Source organism: Acinetobacter sp. 22512, assembly GCF_052044755.1.
GTDB classification, from domain to species: domain Bacteria; phylum Pseudomonadota; class Gammaproteobacteria; order Pseudomonadales; family Moraxellaceae; genus Acinetobacter; species Acinetobacter pittii.
This window is the reverse complement of the sequence record NZ_JBQENP010000001.1, coordinates 279,377-302,452: the sequence shown is the minus strand read 5'-3', so window position 1 is coordinate 302,452 and position 23,076 is coordinate 279,377. Positions and strand designations below refer to the sequence as shown.

Annotated in this window: 22 protein-coding genes and 1 pseudogene; 14 read left to right on the top strand and 9 right to left on the bottom strand. The window is 36.8% G+C overall.

What is annotated here, in order from left to right; all coding sequences use genetic code 11:
- Nucleotides 1-13: 13 nt before the first annotated feature.
- Complete coding sequence (locus ACTJJG_RS01470; RefSeq protein WP_032055771.1) at nucleotides 14-520, bottom strand: GNAT family N-acetyltransferase; 507 nt, start codon at nucleotides 518-520, stop codon at nucleotides 14-16.
- 54 nt (nucleotides 521-574) lie between these two features.
- Here ACTJJG_RS01470 and ACTJJG_RS01465 point away from each other — a divergent pair.
- A pseudogene (locus ACTJJG_RS01465) lies at nucleotides 575-691 on the top strand (hypothetical protein).
- A 37-nt stretch (nucleotides 692-728) separates the two neighbouring features.
- Nucleotides 729-1,157, top strand: a complete 429-nt coding sequence (locus ACTJJG_RS01460) for a PPC domain-containing protein (protein WP_032055773.1) — start codon at nucleotides 729-731, stop codon at nucleotides 1,155-1,157.
- A 68-nt stretch (nucleotides 1,158-1,225) separates the two neighbouring features.
- On the opposite strand, the gene ACTJJG_RS01455 is transcribed toward ACTJJG_RS01460, so the two are convergent.
- Nucleotides 1,226-2,809 (bottom strand): ATP-binding cassette domain-containing protein, encoded by a 1,584-nt coding sequence (locus ACTJJG_RS01455; RefSeq protein ID WP_032055775.1) that lies wholly within the window; start codon nucleotides 2,807-2,809, stop codon nucleotides 1,226-1,228.
- A gap of 261 nt (nucleotides 2,810-3,070) precedes the next feature.
- On the bottom strand, nucleotides 3,071-3,514 hold the full coding sequence (locus ACTJJG_RS01450; RefSeq protein ID WP_002115225.1) for a universal stress protein: 444 nt from the start codon (nucleotides 3,512-3,514) through the stop codon (nucleotides 3,071-3,073).
- Between the two features lie 290 nt (nucleotides 3,515-3,804).
- Here ACTJJG_RS01450 and ACTJJG_RS01445 point away from each other — a divergent pair, with 290 nt between their 5' ends.
- The 3 genes from ACTJJG_RS01445 to ACTJJG_RS01435 all read left to right on the top strand — a co-directional run bounded on the left by ACTJJG_RS01445 (nucleotide 3,805) and on the right by ACTJJG_RS01435 (nucleotide 5,092).
- On the top strand, nucleotides 3,805-4,032 hold the full coding sequence (locus ACTJJG_RS01445) for a hypothetical protein (RefSeq protein WP_032055776.1): 228 nt from the start codon (nucleotides 3,805-3,807) through the stop codon (nucleotides 4,030-4,032).
- Between the two features lie 175 nt (nucleotides 4,033-4,207).
- The gene (locus ACTJJG_RS01440; RefSeq protein WP_032055777.1) at nucleotides 4,208-4,378 is read left to right on the top strand and encodes a hypothetical protein; all 171 of its coding nucleotides are present in this window, start codon (nucleotides 4,208-4,210) and stop codon (nucleotides 4,376-4,378) included.
- 270 nt (nucleotides 4,379-4,648) lie between these two features.
- Entirely contained in the window at nucleotides 4,649-5,092 is a 444-nt protein-coding gene (locus tag ACTJJG_RS01435) for an RDD family protein (protein ID WP_005073782.1), read from the top strand.
- Between the two features lie 60 nt (nucleotides 5,093-5,152).
- On the opposite strand, the gene ACTJJG_RS01430 is transcribed toward ACTJJG_RS01435, so the two are convergent.
- Nucleotides 5,153-6,328, bottom strand: coding sequence for a benzoate/H(+) symporter BenE family transporter (locus ACTJJG_RS01430; RefSeq protein ID WP_440608909.1), 1,176 nt, complete (start codon nucleotides 6,326-6,328; stop codon nucleotides 5,153-5,155).
- A 186-nt stretch (nucleotides 6,329-6,514) separates the two neighbouring features.
- On the opposite strand from ACTJJG_RS01430, the gene ACTJJG_RS01425 reads away from it, so the two are divergent.
- Nucleotides 6,515-6,988 carry an Lrp/AsnC family transcriptional regulator gene (locus ACTJJG_RS01425; protein WP_002115169.1) on the top strand — a complete coding sequence of 158 codons (474 nt, stop codon included), beginning with the start codon at nucleotides 6,515-6,517 and terminating at the stop codon, nucleotides 6,986-6,988.
- 50 nt (nucleotides 6,989-7,038) lie between these two features.
- On the opposite strand, the gene leuE is transcribed toward ACTJJG_RS01425, so the two are convergent.
- From leuE to ACTJJG_RS01410, 3 genes are all read right to left on the bottom strand, one after another.
- The gene (leuE, locus tag ACTJJG_RS01420) at nucleotides 7,039-7,689 is read right to left on the bottom strand and encodes a leucine efflux protein LeuE (protein WP_032055779.1); all 651 of its coding nucleotides are present in this window, start codon (nucleotides 7,687-7,689) and stop codon (nucleotides 7,039-7,041) included.
- A gap of 73 nt (nucleotides 7,690-7,762) precedes the next feature.
- Complete coding sequence (tal, locus tag ACTJJG_RS01415) at nucleotides 7,763-8,752, bottom strand: transaldolase (protein ID WP_017387331.1); 990 nt, start codon at nucleotides 8,750-8,752, stop codon at nucleotides 7,763-7,765.
- 130 nt (nucleotides 8,753-8,882) lie between these two features.
- Nucleotides 8,883-9,776 (bottom strand): LysR family transcriptional regulator, encoded by an 894-nt coding sequence (locus ACTJJG_RS01410; RefSeq protein WP_005073797.1) that lies wholly within the window; start codon nucleotides 9,774-9,776, stop codon nucleotides 8,883-8,885.
- Nucleotides 9,777-9,866: 90 nt separating this feature from the next.
- On the opposite strand from ACTJJG_RS01410, the gene aceI reads away from it, so the two are divergent.
- Complete coding sequence (aceI, locus tag ACTJJG_RS01405; RefSeq protein WP_032055780.1) at nucleotides 9,867-10,301, top strand: chlorhexidine efflux PACE transporter AceI; 435 nt, start codon at nucleotides 9,867-9,869, stop codon at nucleotides 10,299-10,301.
- A 64-nt stretch (nucleotides 10,302-10,365) separates the two neighbouring features.
- On the opposite strand, the gene ACTJJG_RS01400 is transcribed toward aceI, so the two are convergent.
- Nucleotides 10,366-11,934: an acetyl-CoA C-acetyltransferase gene (locus tag ACTJJG_RS01400; protein WP_032055781.1), complete on the bottom strand. Its 1,569-nt coding sequence runs from the start codon at nucleotides 11,932-11,934 to the stop codon at nucleotides 10,366-10,368.
- Nucleotides 11,935-12,169: 235 nt separating this feature from the next.
- On the opposite strand from ACTJJG_RS01400, the gene ACTJJG_RS01395 reads away from it, so the two are divergent.
- The 3 genes from ACTJJG_RS01395 (at nucleotide 12,170) to ACTJJG_RS01385 (ending at nucleotide 15,821) form a co-directional block, all read left to right on the top strand.
- Entirely contained in the window at nucleotides 12,170-13,561 is a 1,392-nt protein-coding gene (locus ACTJJG_RS01395; RefSeq protein WP_019767650.1) for a 3-oxoacyl-ACP reductase, read from the top strand.
- 74 nt (nucleotides 13,562-13,635) lie between these two features.
- Nucleotides 13,636-14,490 (top strand): MaoC family dehydratase, encoded by an 855-nt coding sequence (locus tag ACTJJG_RS01390; protein WP_032055783.1) that lies wholly within the window; start codon nucleotides 13,636-13,638, stop codon nucleotides 14,488-14,490.
- Nucleotides 14,491-14,561: 71 nt separating this feature from the next.
- Nucleotides 14,562-15,821 carry a serine hydrolase domain-containing protein gene (locus tag ACTJJG_RS01385; protein ID WP_032063421.1) on the top strand — a complete coding sequence of 420 codons (1,260 nt, stop codon included), beginning with the start codon at nucleotides 14,562-14,564 and terminating at the stop codon, nucleotides 15,819-15,821.
- A 46-nt stretch (nucleotides 15,822-15,867) separates the two neighbouring features.
- Here the strand turns inward: ACTJJG_RS01385 and ACTJJG_RS01380 are convergent, their stop codons facing one another.
- Nucleotides 15,868-16,446, bottom strand: a complete 579-nt coding sequence (locus ACTJJG_RS01380; protein WP_016145712.1) for a TetR family transcriptional regulator — start codon at nucleotides 16,444-16,446, stop codon at nucleotides 15,868-15,870.
- Nucleotides 16,447-16,570: 124 nt separating this feature from the next.
- On the opposite strand from ACTJJG_RS01380, the gene amvA reads away from it, so the two are divergent.
- From amvA to ACTJJG_RS01360, 4 genes are all read left to right on the top strand, one after another.
- On the top strand, nucleotides 16,571-18,049 hold the full coding sequence (gene amvA / locus ACTJJG_RS01375) for a multidrug efflux MFS transporter AmvA (RefSeq protein ID WP_069120573.1): 1,479 nt from the start codon (nucleotides 16,571-16,573) through the stop codon (nucleotides 18,047-18,049).
- A 258-nt stretch (nucleotides 18,050-18,307) separates the two neighbouring features.
- Entirely contained in the window at nucleotides 18,308-20,089 is a 1,782-nt protein-coding gene (gene cpaA, locus ACTJJG_RS01370) for a metalloendopeptidase CpaA (protein ID WP_069120570.1), read from the top strand.
- 22 nt (nucleotides 20,090-20,111) lie between these two features.
- Nucleotides 20,112-20,744 carry a metalloprotease secretion chaperone CpaB gene (gene cpaB / locus ACTJJG_RS01365; RefSeq protein ID WP_032055791.1) on the top strand — a complete coding sequence of 211 codons (633 nt, stop codon included), beginning with the start codon at nucleotides 20,112-20,114 and terminating at the stop codon, nucleotides 20,742-20,744.
- A 123-nt stretch (nucleotides 20,745-20,867) separates the two neighbouring features.
- Nucleotides 20,868-22,946 (top strand): DNA polymerase III subunit gamma/tau, encoded by a 2,079-nt coding sequence (locus tag ACTJJG_RS01360; RefSeq protein ID WP_069120569.1) that lies wholly within the window; start codon nucleotides 20,868-20,870, stop codon nucleotides 22,944-22,946.
- The last annotated feature ends 130 nt before the right edge of the window (nucleotides 22,947-23,076 follow it).

Sequence of the window (23,076 nt, the reverse complement as noted above, 5' to 3'; positions counted from 1 at the left end):
TAGTAATTTTTTATTATTGCGTTGCATTAAAAGCCTCATGGTATTTGACATTAGCTTTTGGAATATTGCCCGAGAAAGTTAGAGCCTGAAAATATTCACTCGGTACATCAGGAAAAATTAGCTCAGGATAATTTTTAAAACCAAATCGGCTGTAATAATTTGGATCACCTAATAAAACACATCCTTGAGCGGCAAGTTGTTTTAATTTTTCTAGTGATTTATTGATGAGAAGAGAGCCAACACCGCATCCTTGTTTATTTGGATGAACTGAGATAGGACCTAAACCATACCAACCTATTTCGCCTGAGCTAATCTCAACCGGAGAAATAGCAATATGTCCAATAATAGACTCATCTTCAATTGCAACTAGAGAAATAGTAAGTTGTCCGTGATCTCTTAGACTATTAACAATAAAATGCTCGGTATGACTTGTGTGCTCAGCATTTTGAAAAGCTGCTTTTGTCAATTCTTCAATGGCTTCAATATCTTCGGCTTGCTCATCACGAATAATAATATTCATTAAAAATTCTTCCAGACTTATAGATTATTCATATACTTTAACTTTTAAATAATTATTGAAAAGAAAGATAATTTAGATTTCTAAGATACTTTATTTGTTACTGGTTATAAAAAGCAACTACTACTCATCAAACTCATACATAAAGTAAAATTTTATAAAAATTATTTTTAATATAATCATTGTAAAAATAATTTCGAGGGTCAATAAATTGAGGAAAATCATTAAAACATTATTACTATCTACGCTTATTTCAGCTACTTCGTTCACTATCTATGCCAAAAATAATGAGCAAAAAGTTAATTTTTTACAAAGTTCACCACATACCACTTTAACTGGAAAATTTCAGGGCTACGATGATGTAAGGTATAGAATTTATGCAAAAAAAGGCCAAATATTAAAATTTGATATCAATAGTCTGGGGAATTTAGCCTACATAAATATTTTTGCACCTGGTAAGAAGCCAGGTAAAGATAACGCATTATTGATTGGCTCAACTATAGGTTTTAAAGGAGAGTTTACTTTACCAGTTGACGGTGATTATATTATTCAAGTTTATCAAATGCGTAATAGTGCTCGTAAAAATAAAACTGTCAAATATACTTTAGACCTCGAGTTATTAAATAAAGTGAAAAAATAATAACTGATGAAATTTACTAGCTCTCAAATGAGAACTAGTAAATTTGAAAATTGGTATATTACTAACTATTACGTTAAGGAAAATGACTCATGAATGCCCGAGCTTTCAACAAACAGTTGATCGTGTGAAACGAGCAATACCGCACCTTCATAACTCTGAATAGCATTAGCAAGTAGCTCTCTAGATTCAATATCCAAATGATTTTCTGGTTCATCTAATAACAGAAGTTCAGGTGCAGGATTTAACTGGCTAAGAGCCAATAAAGCTACTTTTAATTTTTCACCACCACTTAACTGAGACAATAGTTGGGTACCTTTATCCCCACGAATTCGAAGTTGACCTAGCAAATTTCTCCATTCGAGTTCTGAAAGTTCATTATTCATGTGAGATAAATTTTCAATAACAGTCATTTCATCACACAAAAAGCTAAAGTTCTGGTCGAGATAGAAACACTCTACAGATAAGTGAATGCTGTCACAGGGTTGATTGTTCTCTGCATGAATTGCCTTAAGTAAAGTTGATTTTCCAATACCATTTTCTCCTGCTATGTGAATTTTTTGAGCTGCTTGTACAGCTAGATCGATGGGTTTTTGAGTACCATGTTTCAGTTTCAATTTTTTAATCCGCAGAATTTCACCAGATTTCTTATGAAAAGACGGGAAGAAAAACTGTTGAGGTTTAACCGTTTCGAGAAACAATTTCTTATCTTTTAAATCATTTTGACTGTTCGAAATCTGACGTTGGTGTTGAGACTGTATAACAGCAATGCTTTGGCCTGCTTGTTCCTTTTTAAAGTCGAGCAAAATCTTGGCTTGAGAATTTGATTCTCTTAATTTATTGCCAGCACGCTCTCGTTTTTGAGCTTTCATTAATACATCATGTTGCTTTTGCTTCATGTGCTTAACTTCACGTTGGCTCTGTTGAATAGATTGCTCTAGAGCTGCAATATTGGTTTGATACTGCCCATAAAATTTTTCATAATTTCCGGTGGTGTGATGTAGACCATGTTCATTTAAATGATAAATATGATCGACTTCATTTAATAAAGTCCGATCATGGCTAATGATAAGACTACCTGCCGGGTGTTTTTTTAAATGATCGATTAACCATTGTCTAGATTCCTGATCTAGATGATTACTAGGCTCATCAAGTAATAGATAGTGATCTGATTTTAAAAATAAACAGCTTAGAGCCAATTTGGTTTTTTGACCTTCACTTAAATTTTTAACTGGGAAATCTAAATCTGTTGGTAGACCAGCAGATTCTAAGAGGTTGTTCCATAAAGTGGGCAGGTCCCATTTACCTTCCAATAAATCATAATCATCGAAGTCGGCATTACCTTGTTCAACTCTTTTAAAAGCATCGTAAATATCTAAAATATCTAAGGCTTCAGCAATCGTCAGTGCTGTCAAACGATGCAATTGAGGTAAATACGCATGTTTTACATGCCAGGATATTTGCCCTGATGTAACAACTGAATCTAATGCAAGCGTCTCATTTAAAAATTGCATAAGCAAAGATTTGCCTTGGCCATTACGACCAATTAGGGCAGATACCTGATTCGATTCAAGACTAAAATTTAGATGCTTAAACATTACCTTTGAAGGGAACTCTAAGGTAAGTTGCGATATTACACATGCCTGCTGAGTCATAAAAAAACCTCATAAATACAGGATGTACAAAATAGGAGAATGATAATTTTTAATAGAGACGGTAAATCACAAAAATAGTCTATTTTGCACATCAAAAAAAGAAAAAATTGATGAGAAAAAAGACTTACTTCATTGGCGTGACTCACGAAATTGATGGAATAGTGAACTATTCTATAGGGTTTTTTAGTGGGTGTAAAATTTCTATAAGTTATTTTATTAAAAAACCCAATCATAGGATTGGGTTTTTATCTTTCAAGAATTTTACTCTTTTACGACTAAAACTTGAATCTTGGTGCTATTTAAAACATCTTGAGCAAAACTTCCCAAAATTAGTTTTTGGAAACCTTTACGGCCATGCGAACCAATCACAATCAAATCAGAACCTAAGTCTTCTACGGCTTTCAAAATACCATCTGAAGAAATTTCACCTTGGATGATTTGAGTCTCTGCATCAATACCTTCTTCAGCACATAAAGCTTTAACTTTTGCGAGAGTTTTTTCTGCGTTGGCACGTGCTTCAACAAAATAATCTTTTACAACAGGTGAGATGTAATAAAAATCTACGCCACTAAAAGGATCTACCGCAACCAAACTAATGGCGGTCAATTTACTACCAAATGCTTTTGCAATGTGAGCTGCTTGTCGAGCTGCTGCTAAAGAAATCTCAGAACCATCTACTGGTACAATAATATGTTGGTAATTCATGATGTTATTCCTCTTATTTACAGTTGTTATATGTATGAAGCTTTTATTAATTAAAGATTAACATATTTCATTCTATGGAGACATCTATTCAATTAAAAGTAATTGAAATTAAATAAAATAAATATAAATCAAATAGTTGAATTGATTGCTTTGCTGGTTTTGAACTGATAAGTATGCTGTAGACCAATAATTGTTAATATTTACATGAAAATTACAAAAAATTACGGTTCATATTTCTGTCACAAAGAAGCCGTATAACAAAATAGTAAATTAAAGGGGGGCTAAGAAAGATGGCAGATTTAACAGCAAAGAAAGTCAATAAACTCATTGAAGAGTTTAGTCAAACAGGTAAAGAACCTCAAAAGTTAATCATTGGCTACAAAACTTATGCAAGACTGATGACTGAAGATAAATTTGCAGAAAAAGTTGTTCCTTCACTAGAAGACTCAAAAGAACGCTTATATAAAAACTTAAAAATTAAACTTGTGACTGAAAAACATTATTTTGAAATTAGATAAAACTTATGTGAACTTCATCACTGTCTATTAAACTAAATTAACACTAAATAAGTTTAATAACATTATTAATGTATGATGATACAAATTAATAGTGTAATCAACATTTGAAAACAGCAATCGTTTATAAACTCGATAGAATAAATTGCTTTTATTTTAAGTAGTGGAATAAATTGAAATGCCAACAATCAGTGTAATTATTTTTTATATTTTAGCTATATTAGGCGGTATAACAATTGTTTATGGATTAATCAGTTTAAGTGTTTTTTTAATTACAATCGGATTGGCTCTATTATTTGTAGCACTTTTATTAAAAAAAGAATTTAAAATAGATATTTTATTTTGGTAATAAATATAATATTTATTTGTAATTTAATTTATATATAAACGTATTTCGATATAACTGACATAAAAAAATGTCAGTTTTTAAAAGATTAAATTAAGTTTTTGTAGAGATATGTGGTTAATGATGTTTTTTGATCAAAATAATTACAATAAAATATAAAAGTAAGAAATTTAAAATTTATTTAAGTATTTAAAAATAAAAAAGTTTCAATTAGGATAAAAGTAAAGTAGTAAGACCATTTTAGCTATTAAACAATAACAAAGTGAGGTAGGCATGACTTATAAGTATGAGTATGCAGGGTTCTGGTTAAGATTTGGCGCAATGATTATTGATAGTCTTATTCTTTGTTTAGCAATTATTCCAGCCGCATGGATTTTTTATCGGGGAGATTACGACTTAGTATTTGCTACAGGCTTAAGTAGTCAGCCACAAAACTATTGGTTTGACCTGATTGTGAACTACGCATTTCCTTTTTTATATTCAGTTTTATGTTGGTTGTATTTTGCAGGTACACCTGGCAAACGTTTGATGCGCTTAAAAGTTTTAGATGAAAAAACAGGTAATAAGCTCACAGTCATGCAAAGTATTATTCGATATATTGGCTATATTCCATCAATTTTAGTATTTGGTATTGGTCTTTTTTGGGTGGCATTTGACGCTAAAAAACAAGGCTGGCACGACAAAATGGCAAAAACAGTCGTAGTAAGAGAGTTATAAGAAACTATACTAAAAAGCGTTCATAGCATTGAAAATAGGGAGCTATGAACGCTTTTTTTATTAGCTTTTTTTGGATTTAAATTTGAGAACAACAAATACAATAATTCCGACCACCAATCCCCAAAATGCTGAGCCGATTCCGAAGAATTGAATACCCGAAGCGCTACATAAAAAGGTAAATAATGCAGCTTCACGCTCTTCAATTTGAGCAAAAGCAATCGCAATGTTGTGGCTGATCGTACCAAGTAATGCAATACCCGCTAAAGCTACAATAAAAATATGAGGGAAAGACATCAATAAACTTGTGAGTGTTGCAGCAAACAAACCCATTAAGATGTAGAAAAAACCGCAGCTTATACCTGCAATATAGCGTTTGCTTGGGTCAGGATGAACTTGGTCGTCTAAGCTTACGGCAGCACTAATCGCAGCAATATTGACGCTATAACAGCCAAACGGAGCAAGCACAACTTGGGTTAAACCTGTCCAGCCAATGAGTTGATTCACGTGTGGTTTGTAGCCATAACTTTTGATCATGGCAATACCCGCTAAATATTGAGAAGCCATACTAATCACAAACAGTGGCAGTGCTAAGCCCAAAAGTGCTGACCAGCTAAAGTCAGGACTAATCCAAACAGGTTTTGCTAAAGACCACTGAACTGTAGGCATATGAAATTCTAAAAAGACAGGGCATAGGGCAATACCTGCAATTACGGTAAATACAATGCTATAACGCGGCCATAATCTTTTTGTAATGACATAAATGCTAAGTAAGGACAAAACAAATGCCCAATCATTTTGTAAACTTGCGAAAAGCGAAATACCAAATTTGAGTAGCACGCCTGCCAGCATGGCACTTGTTAAACTTTGAGGGATGTATGACAGCGCTTTTTGAAAAATACCTGAAAAGCCTAAAATAGCTGTTAGTAAACCACCAACTAAAAAAGCACCAATCGCTTCATTCAAACTATATCCACTACCTGTTGCCATAATTAAAGCAAGACCAGCGGTTGACCACGCCGTTGCTACAGGATATTTAAATTTCCAAGAAAGAATGAGTCCTGATAAACCAATACCCAAACCCAAAGCCCAAAACCATGAAGTGATTTGTTCAGGTGAAGCATCTAAAGCTTGAGCCGCCTGAATCACTAAAACGGCCGAAACACTAATACCAATAAGAAAGGTAATAAAACCAGCAAAAACTGCCGGAATTGAAAAATCTTGAAGAATTTTTTGCATGATACGTATTCTAAACCCAAGAAAAATTAATAGGCTTCTGCCATTGCTTCCAGTTGGGGTGAATTTAACAATTTTTTTTACGAAGGTGCTTTCTATTTTTAGATTAAAAAATAAATAATGTTTTTAAATTATTAAATAATGCTATTATTTATTTCATAAATAACAATGAATCAAGAATATTATTTTATGGATGAGAAAGCTGAAAATTTAACTCCACTAGAACTGAAAATTATGCGTGCCTTACAGGAAAATGGGCGTTTAAGTAATGCTGAATTGGCAAAACTAGTAGGTATTAGTACATCATCTTGTTGGAATCATACTCAGCGTCTTTTTAAGATTGGAGCAATCTTGGATGTTCGTGCTCGGATCAATCCCAATACGGTTCAACGTGGTACTGTGGTGTTAGTCGGTGTAGTTTTGGATCGTTCAACCCCTGACAGCTTTCAAGCATTTGAACAAGCTTCGGGTGATTTGGAAAATGTTTTAGAGTGTTATCTGGTGGCCGGAGAAGTCGATTATTTTCTAAAAATTCGTGTTAAAGATTTAGCAGCGTTTAACCGATTTCATAGTGAAAAGATTATTGCTTTACCTGGGGTAAGACAAGTCAGAACTTTTTTTGTACTTAATGAAGTTAAAACAGATGGCATGCTGGACTTTTAGCAGTTCATATGTTTTAACTTTCTAATGCAAAAGTTATTAGATTAAAATAATTAAATCGTTGAGGTTGCTAGTTTTAAACCAAATCCGAAAAATAGAATTCCGACTAAAAAGATTCCGCTTGCTGCAATTTTATGGTTCTCTTTAAAAAATGCCGAGAGTTTAATTCCAGAGAAGATTAATGCAGTTAAATAACTAAAGCTAATGATCTGTAAAATAATTGCTAAAATTAAAAAGCTCAGAGCAGGATAAGCATAATCTGGTTCAACAAATTGAACAAAGAAAGAGAGGAAAAATAAAATCGCTTTAGGATTGAGTAAACTAATACTGAGTGCTGTTTTATAAGGATGAATTTTATCTAAAGCAGGTAAATCAGCCATTTCTGGTTGAGTTTGATTACGTTGTTTCCAGCGTTGAATACTGCCTTGTAATAGTTTAAAGCCTAAATAAGATAAATAAAGTGCACCTGTTAATTTAAGAATGACAAATATCCATGGGAATGCCTTAAGTAGAGAAGCAGCACCCAGTACGGTACAGAGCATTAAAATAAGGTCACCAGTGAAAATACCGAATGCACCCATATATCCGGTTTTAATCCCGTAGCGTGAAGCAATTGACATCACATAAAGAGAATTGGGTCCTGGCAATAACACAATTAGGAATGTACCAATAATATATGTTGTTAAATCTGTTATGCCGAACACGAGAAACCCAATAAAAAACCGATTTTTGTCATGATAACAAAAATCGGCAATTTTGTATGAAAAGTGCAGTTTTTTAAGATTTTATTTCCGCATCAATTCCAAAAGACTGACGTAACAAAAGGCTTAATTGATCTCGTGCTTTAATAAAGCCATCAACACCACCTTGTAAAAGCTGGAATGCCATTAAGTCATGGTTAAGTTCATCTTTAAAACTTTGCTCATCTTGAGCTGGTCTAACAATCGCTTCTGCTTGTTTTGCTTGAGATGCATCAAGTGCCGCATCGACTGTACGGGTATCTTGCTCAAGCTGGGTAAGTAAGCTTGGCGAGATGGTTAGTAAATCACATCCAGCTAAACCAAGCACTTGATCAATACTACGGAAGCTCGCACCCATCACTTGAGTTGGAATGTTTTGCTGTTTGTAGTAAGTGTAGATTTTCTTAACTGAAACTACGCCTGGGTCTTTTTCGATTGGGTAAGCATCTACACCTTCAGCCTTTTTGTACCAGTCTAAGATACGGCCGACAAATGGTGAGATTAAAGTCACTTTAGCATCTGCACATGCTTGCGCTTGGTGTAAACCGAAAAGCAGAGTCAGGTTACAAGCGATCCCTTCAGCTTCAAGTACCTTAGCAGCTTGAATGCCTTCCCAAGTCGACGCGATTTTAATCAGAATACGTGACTGATCAATACCATAACCTTTGTAAAGTTCACATAATTCATGCGCTTTTTTAATGGTTGCTTCGGTGTCATATGAGAGAGCAGCATCAACTTCTGTAGAAACACGGCCTTCAATGAGTTTCAAAATTTCTACGCCAAATTTTACGGTTAAAATATCAATGGTTCTTTCGATTAACTCATCGTTGCTATAGCCTTCTTCTTTGGCTTGATAATAAGCATCTTCAATCAGCTCTTTGCTTTCTGGTTGTTCTGCTGCTGCCGTAATCAATGAAGGGTTAGTCGTTGCGTCTAATGGACGGAATTTACGAATTGCATCAAGGTCACTACTGTCGGCAACAACGGTCGTTAATGTTTTTAATTGGTCAAGTGCTGTATGAGTCATTGATATTCAACATCTTCGGTAATAAATCTTATCTTTTCTTTATAGCACAAAGTCTATTCATGCTGTCGATATATCAATTGTTATATTTCAAAGAAAAACGTTTAGGTTCTGCATCTAATTTGAAATATTTTTAAGGTAGTGGTTGCATTCGTTGCTTGCGGATATGTTCAATCAAAAATCTAGCAGCGGCACCAAGCTCACTTTCTCGACTCCATACCAAGTCGACATAATATTCAAATCGGGGAGTGAAATCTAATAAATCCAATACTTTAAGTTTATTTTTTAATTCAGGATTTTCTTTAAACATTTCTTGAGGAAGTACACCCCAACCCAAATTGCGCAAGATCATTAAACAAGCGGAGTGGTGGTTATCGGTGCGCCAATAATGTTTCGAAAAAAGTAATTCTGGTTTTAACGTCTCATCTCGGCTTGCAACTACAATTTGTCGTGTAGTGAGGATCTGCTCATAAGAAACCTGATTTTGGCTTGCTAGAGGATGGCTGTTTGAAATAACTGGAATTAGAGCTTCCTGCTTGAGCTCTACGAATTGTTCTCTGTTATCTAGGTGCTCGCGTTCAAACATCAGTGCAAGTTGGGCAGACCCGTCTAATAACATTTGCAGAGCATCTTCTTGAGGGGCAGAGACAATATTAATTTGTAGGTCTGGAAAACGGCTCTCTAGAAGACAAATATAGTCTGTCCAATTGGTGTGTAAAAGTTCAGACACAATCACAATAGTTAAATTAGCTTCTAACCCTGTACTTAAGGCGTGGGCATGCTGTTTCCATTGATTCATCTCAATCAAAAGCTGAGAGGTCTTTTCATATAAAACCCGTGCTTCGTCAGTAGGGACGGGTTCGCGGCCTTTACGGTCAAATAAAGTTAAGTCTAGATCAATCTCTAAGTTGGCAATAGACATGCTTACAGCCGAAGGAACTTTGCCAAGTTTACGAGCTGCTGCAGAAAAAGAGCCGGTCTCAATCACGGCTTGAAACATGAGTAGTTGTTCTTGATTAATATTCATCTGTCAAAAAAACTGAAAGAACCTGATTAGATTAATCAATATTATAAAAATAAAATGCACATTATCCAAGTTATTATTGAGTATTTAAAAATGTTGATTTCCAAGAGAAGGCTCATTCATGCAATCAGTTATGAAGGAATTTTATTGGTCATCATTGCGATTGCATTAAGTTTTATTTTTGATATGCCAATGGACGTAACCGGTACACTCGGTGTGTTTATGGCAGTGGTTTCAGTTTTCTGGAACATGATTTTTAACCACTATTTTGAAAAAGTAGAGCATAAATATAATTGGGAAAGAACGATCGCTGTGCGGATTTTACATGCGATTGGTTTTGAAGGTGGTTTGCTGATTGCAACTGTACCAATGATTGCATATATGCTTCAGATGAGTGTCATTGATGCACTTATTTTAGATATTGGTTTAACCTTATGTATTTTGGTTTATACCTTTATTTTCCAGTGGTGCTATGACCATATTGAAGATAAATTTTTCCCAGATGCCAAAGCTGCATCACTTCATTAAGCTAATCTATTGAAATGAAATAAGCACCCAAATGGGTGCTTATTTTGTTAGGTCGTTATAGAAATTATTTTTCTACAATCGCAACCACACCTTCACCACCTGCTGTACAGATCGAGATTAATGCGCGGCCTGAACCTTTTTGATTAATCAATTTAGCAGCAGTTGCTAAGATACGACCACCAGTTGCAGCAAATGGATGGCCTGCACCTAAAGATGAACCATTTACGTTCAGTTTAGAACGGTCAATTGAACCCAAAGGTGCATCTAAACCAAGACGCTCTTTACAGAATTTTTCATCTTCCCAAGCTTTCAAAGTAGATAACACTTGAGATGCGAATGCTTCATGGATTTCATAGAAATCGAAGTCTTGAAGTTTAAGGTTTGCACGCTTAAGCATGCGAGGCACCGCATAAGCAGGGGCCATTAACAAACCTTCTTTAGGACCGTTCTTACCAATAAAGTCAACAGCTGCTGTTTCAGAGAAAGAAAGGTATGCTAAAACTTCATGACCGTTTTCTTTTGCCCATTCTTCAGAAGCAAGCAATACCACAGAAGCACCATCAGTCAACGGAGTTGAGTTACCCGCTGTCATTGTTGCAGTTTCGCCTTTACCGAAAACTGGCTTCAATTTAGCAAGTTTTTCAACTGTGCTGTCTGCACGTAAGTTGTTGTCACGGTTAAGACCTAAGAAAGGAGTCATTAAGTCATCAAAGAAACCACGCTCATAAGCAGCAGCAAGTTTTTGATGGCTGCTTGCAGCTAGCTCGTCTTGTGCTTCGCGAGTGATACCCCATTCTAAAGCAGTGATTGCTTGGTGCTCACCCATTGAAAGGCCAGTACGCGGTTCACCGTTGCTTGGTGCATCAAGAAGCTTTTTAAAATCAATTTTTGTTAAAGCTTTAAGGCGGTCTTTACCTGTTTTAGCTACATTGAGCTCAAGTAAAACTTTACGTAAACCATCACCCACAGCGATAGGAGCGTCAGAAGTTGTATCTACGCCACCTGCAATACCTACATCGATTTGACCAAGCGCAATTTTGTTTGCAACAACAAAAGCTGCTTGTAAACCTGTACCACAAGCAATTTGAATGTCATAAGCAGGAGTTTCAGGAGCAAGATCTGTGCTCAATACAACTTCGCGAGTCATATTAAAGTCACGGCTGTGTTTTAAAACAGCACCAGCAACGACTTCACCAATACGCTTACCTTGTAAGTTAAAGCGCTCAACCAAACCATTCAATGCTGCTGTCAGCATGTCAGAATTAGACGCTTTAAAATAAGCAGTATTTGAACGTGCAAATGGAATACGGTTGCCACCAATAATTGCAACGCGGCGAACAGTGTTTTGGCTCATGGTTTTATCCTGTTGAACAGAAGTTTTGGTTTTTGTTGCTTTTGGTGCTGCAGCTACATTTGAAGATGTAGAAGTAGTTGCTGTAGCCGCGCTCTTGGTGCGAGGGCTACGTGCAGGTGCAGTCGTTGAACGAGTACGTGTCGTTTTTGATGTATTAGTTGCTGCTTTAGGAGTAGTGCTGTTACGCTTAGCCGTGTTAGAAGCCGACTTTGATGTATTTGACACTTTTTCCTGAGCAGAATTTTCGACTGCTGGATTTTCTTGAGTTGGTTTGCTCATAAGGCTTTTCCAAGCATAATAACGATATTCTTGTAAGCTACCTTAACACAATTCAAATAGACCTGTATTGACTAGAATGACATTGTAGATAGCATTCAGGTCAAGACATCCAAAGATGAAGTCAAGTATGATTTGGAGTAACTCTAATGAACGACTGCTTTCATATTGTTTCTATCCATCTCATAACATAATGAAGCCTGTCGTAGAAAATTCATTTCTTTGAGAGATAATAATCATGACTGATCAATACCAAGCATTTACACAATCTCCTATTGGTAAATTCGTTGTTAAAAATCTGGGTTTACCATCGCCAGTTGTATTAGAGCGTTTTGAAAGTGCTCAGCCAGTAGTGAATGGTGCAGTATTGGTTGGCGCAGCGCCGTCAAGTGTATTGTCTGGTGCGATTGCACAAGTACTTAGCAATGTTCATGCAGATAGCTATGTAGGCAATAACGTTGCTTTGCAACAAGAAGCTGCAAAAGTTGGTTTAAATTTACGTCCATTCAATGCAGGCGATAAAGAATCAAAATTCAAAGCAGTTGTATTTGATGCATCTGGTATTCAAAACTCAGAACAGTTAAATGAACTTTATAAATTCTTTAACCCGATTGCACGTCAAGTTGCGACTTCTGGTCGAGTGATTGTGATTGGTACAACTCCTGAAACTGCAAAAACTGTAAAACAGGCGATTGCTCAGCGTGCACTTGAAGGCTTTATCAAATCTGTAGGTAAAGAATTTAAAAAGGGTATTACTGCTCAAGTTGTATATGTAGACGAAGGTGCTGCTGCAAACCTTGAATCAACATTACGTTTCTTACTTTCTCCACGTTCAGCTTATGTATCTGGTCAAGTGATTCGTGTATCTAAAGCAGATGTAGTTGATGTTGATTGGGCAAAACCACTTGCTGGAAAAACTGCGTTAGTAACTGGTGCAAGCCGTGGTATTGGTGAGGCGATTGCACATGTGTTGGCGCGTGACGGTGCGCATGTTATTTGTCTAGATGTACCACAACAACAGGCTGACCTTGACCGTGTAGCGGCTGATATTGGCGGTTCTACATTGGCAATTGACATTACAGCTGCGGATGCGGGCGAAAAAATTAAAACTGCTGCTGCAAAACAAGGCGGTTTAGATATTATCGTTCATAACGCAGGTATTACACGTGACAAAACTTTGGCAAACATGAAGCCAGAGCTTTGGGATTTGGTAATTAATATTAACTTGTCTGCTGCTGAACGCGTAAATGACTACTTGTTAGAAAACGATGGTCTAAATGCAAATGGCCGTATTGTTTGTGTATCATCAATTAGTGGTATTGCGGGTAATCTTGGTCAAACAAACTATGCTGCGTCGAAAGCAGGTGTGATTGGTCTAGTGAAATTTACTGCGCCTATCTTAAAAAATGGTATTACCATTAACGCAGTAGCACCCGGCTTTATCGAAACTCAAATGACTGCGGCAATTCCATTTGCAATTCGTGAAGCTGGTCGCCGTATGAACTCAATGCAACAAGGTGGTTTACCTGTTGATGTAGCAGAAACAATTGCATGGTTTGCATCAACTGCTTCTACAGGGGTAAATGGCAACGTTGTGCGTGTATGTGGTCAAAGCTTGTTGGGCGCTTAAGCACTTTTAGCTAAATAGGGGTGCTTGTGCATCCCTTTTTTATTCAAGAATCTATAAATTATAAAAGGTTAGGTATGAATACTCGTCATTTTAGCCAGCTACCAAAAGCGGCATTGGCTTATCCAAAAGTAGTGCAAGGTTTAATTTTTAAAAAGCCGAAAGGCCCAAAAATATTACCGCAAGTTGAATATGTGGTAGATACCCTAGAAATTGATCAGAACCACCTCAAAGCTTATAACGAAGTATGTGGCTTTCAAAATAATGGCTTTGTACCAGCAATTTATTTAGCGGTGCTTTCTCAAAGTTTGCAAATGCACATGATGACGGCAGAAGCATTCCCATTTCCAATTTTAGGTTTAGTCCATATTCGTAACCAGATTAAACAGACCAGACCAATTGCTGTGACTGAAAAATTAACTTTGTCATGTAAATTTGGGGAACTAAAACCGCATGATAAAGGTGCTCAGTTCGACTTTATTACCACGGCAAAAGTTGGCAATGAAGTGGTGATGGAAGGCTTAACGACTTATTTATCTCGCCAAAAAGTTGAGAAAAGAGTAGGTGAGAAAGTCAAAGAAGAACAAGCACCAGCTTATGTTCCAAAGGCAGAGTGGAATATTTTAGAAAACACAGGCCGCCGTTATGCGAAAGTGTCTGGTGATTTTAACTTAATTCATATTCATGCCATCACTGCAAAAGCATTTGGCTTTAAGCAAGCCATTGCGCATGGTATGTGGAGCAAAGCTAAAGCATTAGCAAACCTTGAATTACCAAATGCTTATGAAGCAGATGTATGGTTTAAGCTACCAATGTTCTTACCGTCAAAAGTTGAGTTTTTAACTGCAAATGCAGATAAAAAGACTGATTTCTTGATTCGTAATGCCAAATCACAAAAACCACATGTTGCAGGAACTGTAAAAGCATTATAAAAATATCAGCAGCCTGAACAGAGGTTTGGGCTGCTTTTGAGCAAAATAACAAAAAATGCAAGGAACTCCATGTGATTAAAGAAATTTTACTGGCCGATACCCATAACTATCACGGTATTTTAGATGAACGTTTTATTGATTTAGCTCACCAGTTTAGCCGTCTTCAAGATGCTAGAACAGGACAAGGTGGAGCTGCTTTAGCGGTTTATTTTAGAGGTCAGAAAGTTGTAGATATCTACACCGGTCTAAAATCACAAACTGAAGCTTGGCAACCTGACACATTGGCAGTCTGCTATTCTACAGGTAAGGGCATACTTGCAACTTTAGCGCATATTTTAGTAAGTGAAGGTTTTTTAGAATACGACAAACCAATTTCGACTTATTGGCCTGAGTTTGCTCAAAATGGAAAAGAGCAAATGACATTGCGTCATGTGCTCAGCCATCAAAGCGGCATGTTTGATGTGCGAAATATCATCGAAAGTGCGCGAGAAATGCTCGACTGGTCACATATGTTAGATGTGGTCGCGGCGACTAAGCCAAGATTTCTTGCAGGAGAGGGTAATGCTTATCAAGCTTTAACATTTGGTTGGCTTGTGGGTGGTGTACTTGAAAAAGCAACTGGTCAATCTTTAGATCAGCTCATGCAAAAATATCTTGTTGAACCGTTGCAGTTAGACGGTGCTTATTTTGGGACGCCTGAAAATGAGTTGGATCGTGTAGCACGTTTAATTATTCAACCAAAACCAAAAAAACCAGCGTCTACTCAAGTTGAAAAACCTAAAAAGCCACAGACGCGCAAGAGTTCACTCTCTGAAAAAATGATTACGTGGACTGGACAAGACCCTCAAGACTTTCAAGATGCCATGATTCCAAAAGGAATGAAACATCTTAGTTTCTTTAGTGACGAGGGGTTGCAAGCAGTCATTCCAGCAGCAAACGGCACATTTACTGCAAATAGTCTTGCTAAAATTTATGCGATGCTAGCAAATCAAGGTGAATGGGATGGACAGCAACTTATTCGCCCAGAAGTATTTAAAGAACTTAGTACTATTCAAAGTTATGCACGTGATCGTGTCATGCCAATACCGATGAATTGGCGCTTAGGATATCACCGTATTATTACCATGGGCAAACGTGCAAAAAATGGTTTTGGGCATATTGGTTACAATGGTTCAGGAGCGTGGTGCGATCCTGAGCGTGATCTTAGCTTTGCCTATACCCATAACTTCCAGATTGGTTCAATTACAGGCGATTATCGTTTGTGGGGGCTGACCCAAGAAGCCTTACGTTGCATCGACCAAATTTTAAAAGGTCGTAAAGGCTGGTTCTAATTTTAGTATTTTAAAGCTGGCATTCTAATCAATGCCAGCTCAACATTTATAATAATTCTAGGCGAATAATCGCTTCGGTATGGCGCTTGAAGTCTTCTTCAGCTAAACCATGTAAACCAAGTTTATAAATACCTTCTAAGCCGCAAACAAAGGCAATGAGTCGCCATGCAATGTCTGTGGAATTTGATCTGTTTTTAAATTCACCTTCTTTTTGGCCACACTCAATCGCTTGCACAATTGTTTCATGCCAACTTTGCATGGCAAGGTTATAAGCCTTTTGTATTTCTGCATCTTGCTCAATCAATAGTTCAGCTTCATTCCATAAACGTAAGTAGGGCTGAAGTTTGTCGATATTTTCTGCACCCAATAGGATGAAGAGTCTTTGAAATTGGCTGGTTGTTTGGAGAGTTTGTTCAATTTCATCGAGCTGTTCCATCAGCTTTAAAAAAGCTTCAGCTTTTAAATGAGATGCCGAAGAAAAGTGGTGGTGAACTTGTCCGGTAGAGGTTTGTGCTTCTGTTGCGATTCTACGTACCGTCATGGCTGTAAAACCTTCAGCCAAAGCAACTTGCATGGCAGCTTGCAGAATCATTTCTCTGCGTTGATCGCGATTAAGATAGGCCATGTTTTTTCATCTGAATCAATTTGACATAAATTACATTAAAACTAAAAGTTGGACAAGTGTCCAATTGTGTATATAATAACCATAATTTGAACACATGTCCAAGTTTTGGATATTGAAGAGCGTTATGCAAAAAAAATGGTTAATCCTGACAATTATCGTCCTTATTTATTTACCGGTTACGATTGATGCAACGGTGATGCATGTTGCAACACCATCTTTAAGTGCAGCATTGAATTTAACTGCCAATCAGCTTTTATGGGTTATTGATATTTATTCACTGATTATGGCGGGTTTGATTTTGCCAATGGGTGCACTCGGTGATCGTATCGGCTTTAAAAAATTATTATTTATAGGAACCGCAGTTTTTGGTGTGGGTTCGTTAGCTGCGGCTTTTTCTCCAACTGCCTATGCCTTAATTGCTTCTCGTGCTGTCTTAGGGCTAGGGGCAGCTATGCTTATTCCTGCCACTTTATCCGGCATCCGTAATGCCTTTACCGAAGAAAAGCAGAGAAATTTTGCACTTGGTCTTTGGTCTACAGTGGGTGGTGGCGGAGCAGCTTTTGGTCCATTGGTTGGTGGATTTGTACTAGAACACTTCCATTGGGGAGCTGTATTCCTTATCAATATCCCGATTATTTTAGTGGTTCTGGTTATGATTGTAATGATCATTCCTAAACAACAAGAGAAGACTGATCAGCCAATTAATTTAGGACAAGCTTTAATCTTGGTTGTAGCCATTTTAAGCCTGATCTATTCAATCAAATCGGCAATGTATAACTTCTCGGTACTTACAGTCGTGATGTTTGTAATTGGTATAAGTACTTTAATCCACTTCATTCGAAGCCAAAAAAGAGCTACGACGCCAATGATTGATTTGGAATTGTTTAAACATCCAGTGATTTCTACCAGCATTGTCATGGCTGTTGTTTCCATGATTGCTTTGGTTGGCTTTGAATTACTTTTGTCTCAAGAGTTGCAGTTTGTACATGGTTTTTCTCCATTACAGGCAGCAATGTTTATTATTCCATTCATGATCGCGATTAGTTTAGGTGGTCCATTAGCTGGAATTTGTTTAAATAAATGGGGGCTTAGACTTGTATCTACTGTTGGTATTTTAATAAGTGGATTTAGTCTATGGGGGCTTGCCCAGCTCAACTTTTCAACCGACCACTTTTTAGCATGGACATGTATGGTCTTTTTAGGCTTTAGCATTGAAATTGCCTTACTGGCTTCAACTGCCGCCATTATGTCATCTGTACCTCCGCAAAAGGCGAGTGCAGCAGGTGCGATTGAAGGCATGGCCTATGAACTTGGGGCTGGTTTGGGCGTTGCTATATTTGGGTTAATGTTATCTTGGTTTTATAGTCGTTCAATTATTTTGCCAGAACAGCTTCCAACGGACTTAATTGAAAAAGCGAGTATCTCGATTGGAGAAACCATGCAATTAGCATCTAACCTTGAAAATCCTTTGGGAGGACAATTAATTGCAGTTGCACAGCAAGCTTTTAGCTATGCGCATAGTTGGGTGCTTACCATTTCAGCTATTTGTTTCTTCCTTTTAACTGTATTTGTCTGGTTGAGTTTTCCAAAGAAAGTAAATTAAAATTAAAGGATAAAAAGAGACACTACCTTTCTTTTTATCCTTAAATATCTTTTTAATATTTTCTACATATTAAAAATTGGTTATTTAATTCTCATAAATAAACTATTCTTTAAAAAGGTTCATATTTTTATTTCAAAATGATTCAGTAGTCATGTAATTGAAATTTAATGAAAAATTAATTTTTGTGAAATTGACTGTGTAAAAATAGTTTGCTAACCTGCTATTCGAAAAATCTAAAAACAAATAAAAGAGGCTGCTGTGAATTTTAAATTAAAAACATCACTCATTATTGGAGCAATTGTTGCGTCTTCACTTGTATATGCCGCAACTGTACTTTCACCAAATCAGAATAATAATAGTGGATCAATTCCATCCGGTTATTCAGATTTAGAATTTAATCTAGCAAATGGGAATTGGGTCAAAAACCTCACTTTACCCACAAGTGCTAATAATTTGGACAAAATTACAATTCGTTCTAGTGCTGCCTATAGTAGTTATCTAGATACTTCTAATATCAATATTCCGTTAGAGGTTTTAAAGATAAATAGTGGTGATGTTTACCAATTCATCTTTAATAGTAGTCAAAATAAATGGATCGCTCAGTTAGCGACAGTGAGTCCTACTAATGGTGCGACCTATGAAGTCGTTCCATTAACAACTGCATCAATGCAAAAAGTACTTATTCAAAATGACAAATGGGCACAAACCATAGCATTACCGAGTGATGTACGTGATGGAACAACCGTACAAGTTGTTTCTACAGCAAGTGCAAGTTCGGACATTGATAAAACAAATTTACTATTCCCGAGCAGTTTTATATTAAAAAATGGATCTGAATATTGGTTTAAATATTATTCTGCTTTAGGAAAATGGGTTCCAGAATATATAAAACCACAGAAGCTAAATGTTCAGCAAATTGGAACGTCATTAGCGACAGTTAATAGTCCACTTACAGAAATTTCATTTGGAGATGGAAACTGGGTTTCCAATTTCACTTTGCCTACCACTGCAAGTGATCGGGATAGAATTATTATCAAGTCTACAGCGACTTGGTCTGCAAAAATTAATAATACTAATATTAATAGCCAAGCGACTTTAACGCTTAAAACAGGCGATCAATATGAGTTTATGTATGTAAGCGACAAAGGATATTGGCAATTGATCTCTTCACCTACAAAGGTGATTGATTCAGCCGCAACAATCCCTGCAACTTTACCGAATATGACTCAGCCTACTTTAAAGGTAAAACTTTCTACCTCAAATTGGCAGCCAACCTTACAACTACCTGCTAAAGCTCAAGTCGGCGATAAAGTTGTTATTGTGTCAAATGCATCGGCAGACACCTATATTAATGCTGCTAATGGCTTGTCTACCGCAATTAAAAATGGTGAAAATCGCCGTTTTATATACACCGCTCAAGGCTGGACAGTAGATAGTTATACAATTGATATGTTGTTGGTTTCTAGCCCAGAGGTAAACTCAATTTTAGGAGAGAGCGCTGCAAAACTTAGAATGATTGAAGGCGTAAATTTAACGAATTTAACTGCTGAAAATTCGAATGCACGTTTTTATTTAAGAGATGTAGGTTATCTAACTTATAAAATCCCTGCTACCACTTTAAAAGAAGCAATCTCGTCTGGACGAGATGACACCACGGTACAAAATGAGCGTAAACGTGTATTGGCAGACGGTGTTTATTATCAAGGTAATGAACCTGGTGATGGTGGTTGTGGTTGGGCTTGGATTAATGCTTCTGCATATAACATGATTGGTGCAAATGATATTGCAGGTTGTTCTTTCGCTGCTATGCGTCATGAAGTTGGGCATAATCTTGGCCTATACCATAATGGCTCAACCAATATTGGTTCAGGCTTTGCTCATCCTTTAGGAAGTACTGCAATGGGTGGTAATAACATTAATTTTTATTCGAGTCCCTATCTATATAACCCTAAATATGGTGTACGTTTAGGTGTAGAAGGAAAAATTGATGCGGTCAGTGTCATTAATCTGAATGCACAGAAAATTTCTCTATATAACTAATCTCTATTTTTAGCTGTAAATAATGAAGAAAAATAAATTGTTAATAGGAACTGCTATCGCTTGTGTGGCGTTAGCAGTTTTAATCTGGTTTGCCTTTTCACAGCAAAGCTCTTCTGCTTTAACATCGTCTTCAGAAAATGGGCAAGGGAGTGGGCAAAAACTGGCAGATAATCAGAATGAATTTGCTCGTCAAAATATACTGAATTTGAGTTCGTCCGAAAAAGAAAGATTGTCTCAGCAACAGATTGTTTTTAATGAAATAGAAAAGGATCAACTGCCTTCTAATGTTAATTTTCCACTAATTAAAAATGCAGAAGGTATGGTCATTAAATATGATCCAAATGTGATTGAACTTAAAAAAGTGGGTGACACTGTTAAGTTCCAAATGTTGGAATATGGCATTAATCGCACGGGTAAAATTGTAGAAATCGAACCTGTTGACCAAGATATTGTTCGGTGGACCGGTAAATTTGATCAGGGCGATCCGAATCAGAATTTCTTTACCATTACTCAAAGTCAAAAAGACCATTATACGATCATGCAAATTTTTACCGAGAAGGGAAATTATTCGGCTGAAATTAAGGATGGTGTGGGACTCGTGCAAAGGATGGATGAGGGTGTTACAGATCAGGAGTTACACCATGATCATCCTTAGACAAATAAACGGTTCTGGTAGAGAAAAGAAGTCAGTTCGCAGTTTATCTGTACGGATATGAGCTTTATGCGTTCACACTCTTTTAAAAACAAAGTATGCTTATGCCTGTAACAAGGAGCATACATGTATCAAGTACTTGCTAGAAAATACCGTCCACGTAATTTCAATGAGTTAGTGGGGCAAAACCATGTTTCTCGTGCATTAAGTAGTGCATTGGAACGCGGTCGTCTTCACCATGCTTATTTATTTACAGGAACGCGTGGTGTAGGTAAAACTACAATTGCACGTATTTTAGCCAAGTGTTTGAACTGCGAAACGGGTGTAACTTCTACACCATGTGAAGTCTGCGCAACGTGTAAAGCGGTAAACGAAGGCCGTTTTATTGACCTGATCGAAATTGATGCTGCTTCAAGAACAAAAGTAGAAGATACACGTGAACTTTTAGACAACGTTCCTTATGCGCCAACGCAAGGACGTTTTAAGGTTTACCTGATTGACGAAGTACATATGCTATCGACGCATTCTTTTAATGCGTTATTAAAAACACTAGAAGAACCACCTGAACACGTTAAATTTCTGTTTGCCACGACTGACCCACAAAAGCTACCGATTACAGTCATTTCACGTTGTTTGCAATTTACTCTACGACCTTTAGCCGTTGATGAAATTACCAAGCATCTTGGCGCTATTCTTGAAAAAGAGCAAATTAATGCTGATCAGGATGCAATTTGGCAAATTGCTGAATCTGCTCAAGGTTCACTGCGTGATGCACTATCTTTAACTGACCAAGCGATTGCTTATGGTCAAGGTTCTGTACATCATCAAGATGTTAAAGAAATGCTTGGCTTGATTGATCGTACAATTATTTATGATTTGATTTTAGCGATTCATCAGAACCAACGTGAGAAAGTTAGTCAGCTTTTATTGCAATTTAGACATCAAGCGTTAGATGTTTCACTGGTGCTTGATCAGTTGATTTCGACATTGCATGAATTGGCAATTTTGCAATATCTACCTGATTTGAGTTTGAAATATAGCGATGAAATCAATCGCAAAATCATGCAACTGTCTAAGTTGATTTCTGCTCAAGATTTACAGCTTTATTACCAAATCGCATGTAAAGGACGTTCAGACTTGCAACTTGCCGTGACGCAAGAGCAAGGTTTTGAAATGTGTGTTTTACGCTTGTTGGCATTCCGTCCTTTAGCACCAAATGAAATTGTGGTGTCAGAGCCTGTTCAACAAAATGGACAAGCAGAAGTAGGTCTAAATTCACAAGCTCAGCCAACAGTCCAAGAGATTACTCCAGTAAATACGGTTCAACCTGTTGAAGTTATTAACCAGCCCGCTATGGTTGAACCTGAACCTGAACCTGAACCTGAACCTGAACCTGAACCTGAACCTGAACCTGAACCAAAGTCTAATCAGGATTTAATGGTATTTGACCCAAATTATCATGAGTTGATTGGGTTTGAGTCAGCTTCTGTTCAAGAGACTGTTAGTGTTCTAGAGGAAGATTTCATTCCTGTACCAGAACAAAAGTTGGTACAAGTTCAGGCAGAAACACAAACTAAAAATATTGAACCTGAACCAGCTTTCACTGCTGAACCTATGGGTTTATTTGAAACGCCTAGCGCTGAATTTTCCCTTGGTCAAGATGCGCCTATAACTCCTGATTTGTCTTCTGAACCTGTTGTTGAGCAGCAATCATTGGTGCAGGCTGAAGTTGTTGAAACAGTTGCCGTTGTAAAAGAGCCTAGTGCAACTGATAACGGTCAGTTGATGCCTCAAGATATCTTGAAGCTTTCTCCTCAAGTTTTGGAAGGTGAGTGGACACTCGAAAAGTGGGAATATTGGTTTAGAAATAGTCAGCTTTCTCCAGCCGTTCAAGAACTTGCTCAACATGGTGTGATGATTGGTGAAATTGGTGGCAATACTATTTTCCATATTCCTCAAGAATATGAAAATATGCTGACCCAATTACAACAAGGCCTTATTGATGCATTAAATGAGCAATGGCCGAATACTCAATTTACAGTTGAATATGGTGTTTTGAATACATCTACCCCTTATACCATTCAAAGTGCACGTAAAGAAAAAGCCTTTCATAGAGCAGTTGAGCTATTACAGCAACAGCTCGTGATTAAGAGTCTCATAGAAACTTTTGATGGTGAACTACAAAATATTCAATTAAAGCCTTAAATTCATCTGATTTTTGATCTGGTGCAGAATATGAAAATAATAGACTTTTCATATTTTTCACTGGATTGAAATATTTGGGTCATGTCACTGTCATTGTACTTTTCTATGTTAGCCATTTTAGATTTTAAAT

Excerpts from the sequence above, each read along its gene's own strand:
- ACTJJG_RS01470 (WP_032055771.1), bottom strand. The coding sequence starts at position 520 with ATGAATATTATTATTCGTGATGAGCAAGCCGAAGATATTGAAGCCATT.
- ACTJJG_RS01455 (WP_032055775.1), bottom strand. The coding sequence starts at position 2,809 with ATGACTCAGCAGGCATGTGTAATATCGCAACTTACCTTAGAGTTCCCT.
- ACTJJG_RS01450 (WP_002115225.1), bottom strand. The coding sequence starts at position 3,514 with ATGAATTACCAACATATTATTGTACCAGTAGATGGTTCTGAGATTTCT.
- ACTJJG_RS01445 (WP_032055776.1), top strand. The coding sequence starts at position 3,805 with ATGGCAGATTTAACAGCAAAGAAAGTCAATAAACTCATTGAAGAGTTT.
- ACTJJG_RS01440 (WP_032055777.1), top strand. The coding sequence starts at position 4,208 with ATGCCAACAATCAGTGTAATTATTTTTTATATTTTAGCTATATTAGGC.
- ACTJJG_RS01435 (WP_005073782.1), top strand. The coding sequence starts at position 4,649 with ATGACTTATAAGTATGAGTATGCAGGGTTCTGGTTAAGATTTGGCGCA.
- ACTJJG_RS01430 (WP_440608909.1), bottom strand. The coding sequence starts at position 6,328 with ATGCAAAAAATTCTTCAAGATTTTTCAATTCCGGCAGTTTTTGCTGGT.
- ACTJJG_RS01425 (WP_002115169.1), top strand. The coding sequence starts at position 6,515 with ATGGATGAGAAAGCTGAAAATTTAACTCCACTAGAACTGAAAATTATG.
- tal (WP_017387331.1), bottom strand. The coding sequence starts at position 8,752 with ATGACTCATACAGCACTTGACCAATTAAAAACATTAACGACCGTTGTT.
- ACTJJG_RS01410 (WP_005073797.1), bottom strand. The coding sequence starts at position 9,776 with ATGAATATTAATCAAGAACAACTACTCATGTTTCAAGCCGTGATTGAG.
- aceI (WP_032055780.1), top strand. The coding sequence starts at position 9,867 with ATGTTGATTTCCAAGAGAAGGCTCATTCATGCAATCAGTTATGAAGGA.
- ACTJJG_RS01400 (WP_032055781.1), bottom strand. The coding sequence starts at position 11,934 with ATGAGCAAACCAACTCAAGAAAATCCAGCAGTCGAAAATTCTGCTCAG.
- ACTJJG_RS01395 (WP_019767650.1), top strand. The coding sequence starts at position 12,170 with ATGACTGATCAATACCAAGCATTTACACAATCTCCTATTGGTAAATTC.
- ACTJJG_RS01390 (WP_032055783.1), top strand. The coding sequence starts at position 13,636 with ATGAATACTCGTCATTTTAGCCAGCTACCAAAAGCGGCATTGGCTTAT.
- ACTJJG_RS01380 (WP_016145712.1), bottom strand. The coding sequence starts at position 16,446 with ATGGCCTATCTTAATCGCGATCAACGCAGAGAAATGATTCTGCAAGCT.
- amvA (WP_069120573.1), top strand. The coding sequence starts at position 16,571 with ATGCAAAAAAAATGGTTAATCCTGACAATTATCGTCCTTATTTATTTA.
- cpaB (WP_032055791.1), top strand. The coding sequence starts at position 20,112 with ATGAAGAAAAATAAATTGTTAATAGGAACTGCTATCGCTTGTGTGGCG.
- ACTJJG_RS01360 (WP_069120569.1), top strand. The coding sequence starts at position 20,868 with ATGTATCAAGTACTTGCTAGAAAATACCGTCCACGTAATTTCAATGAG.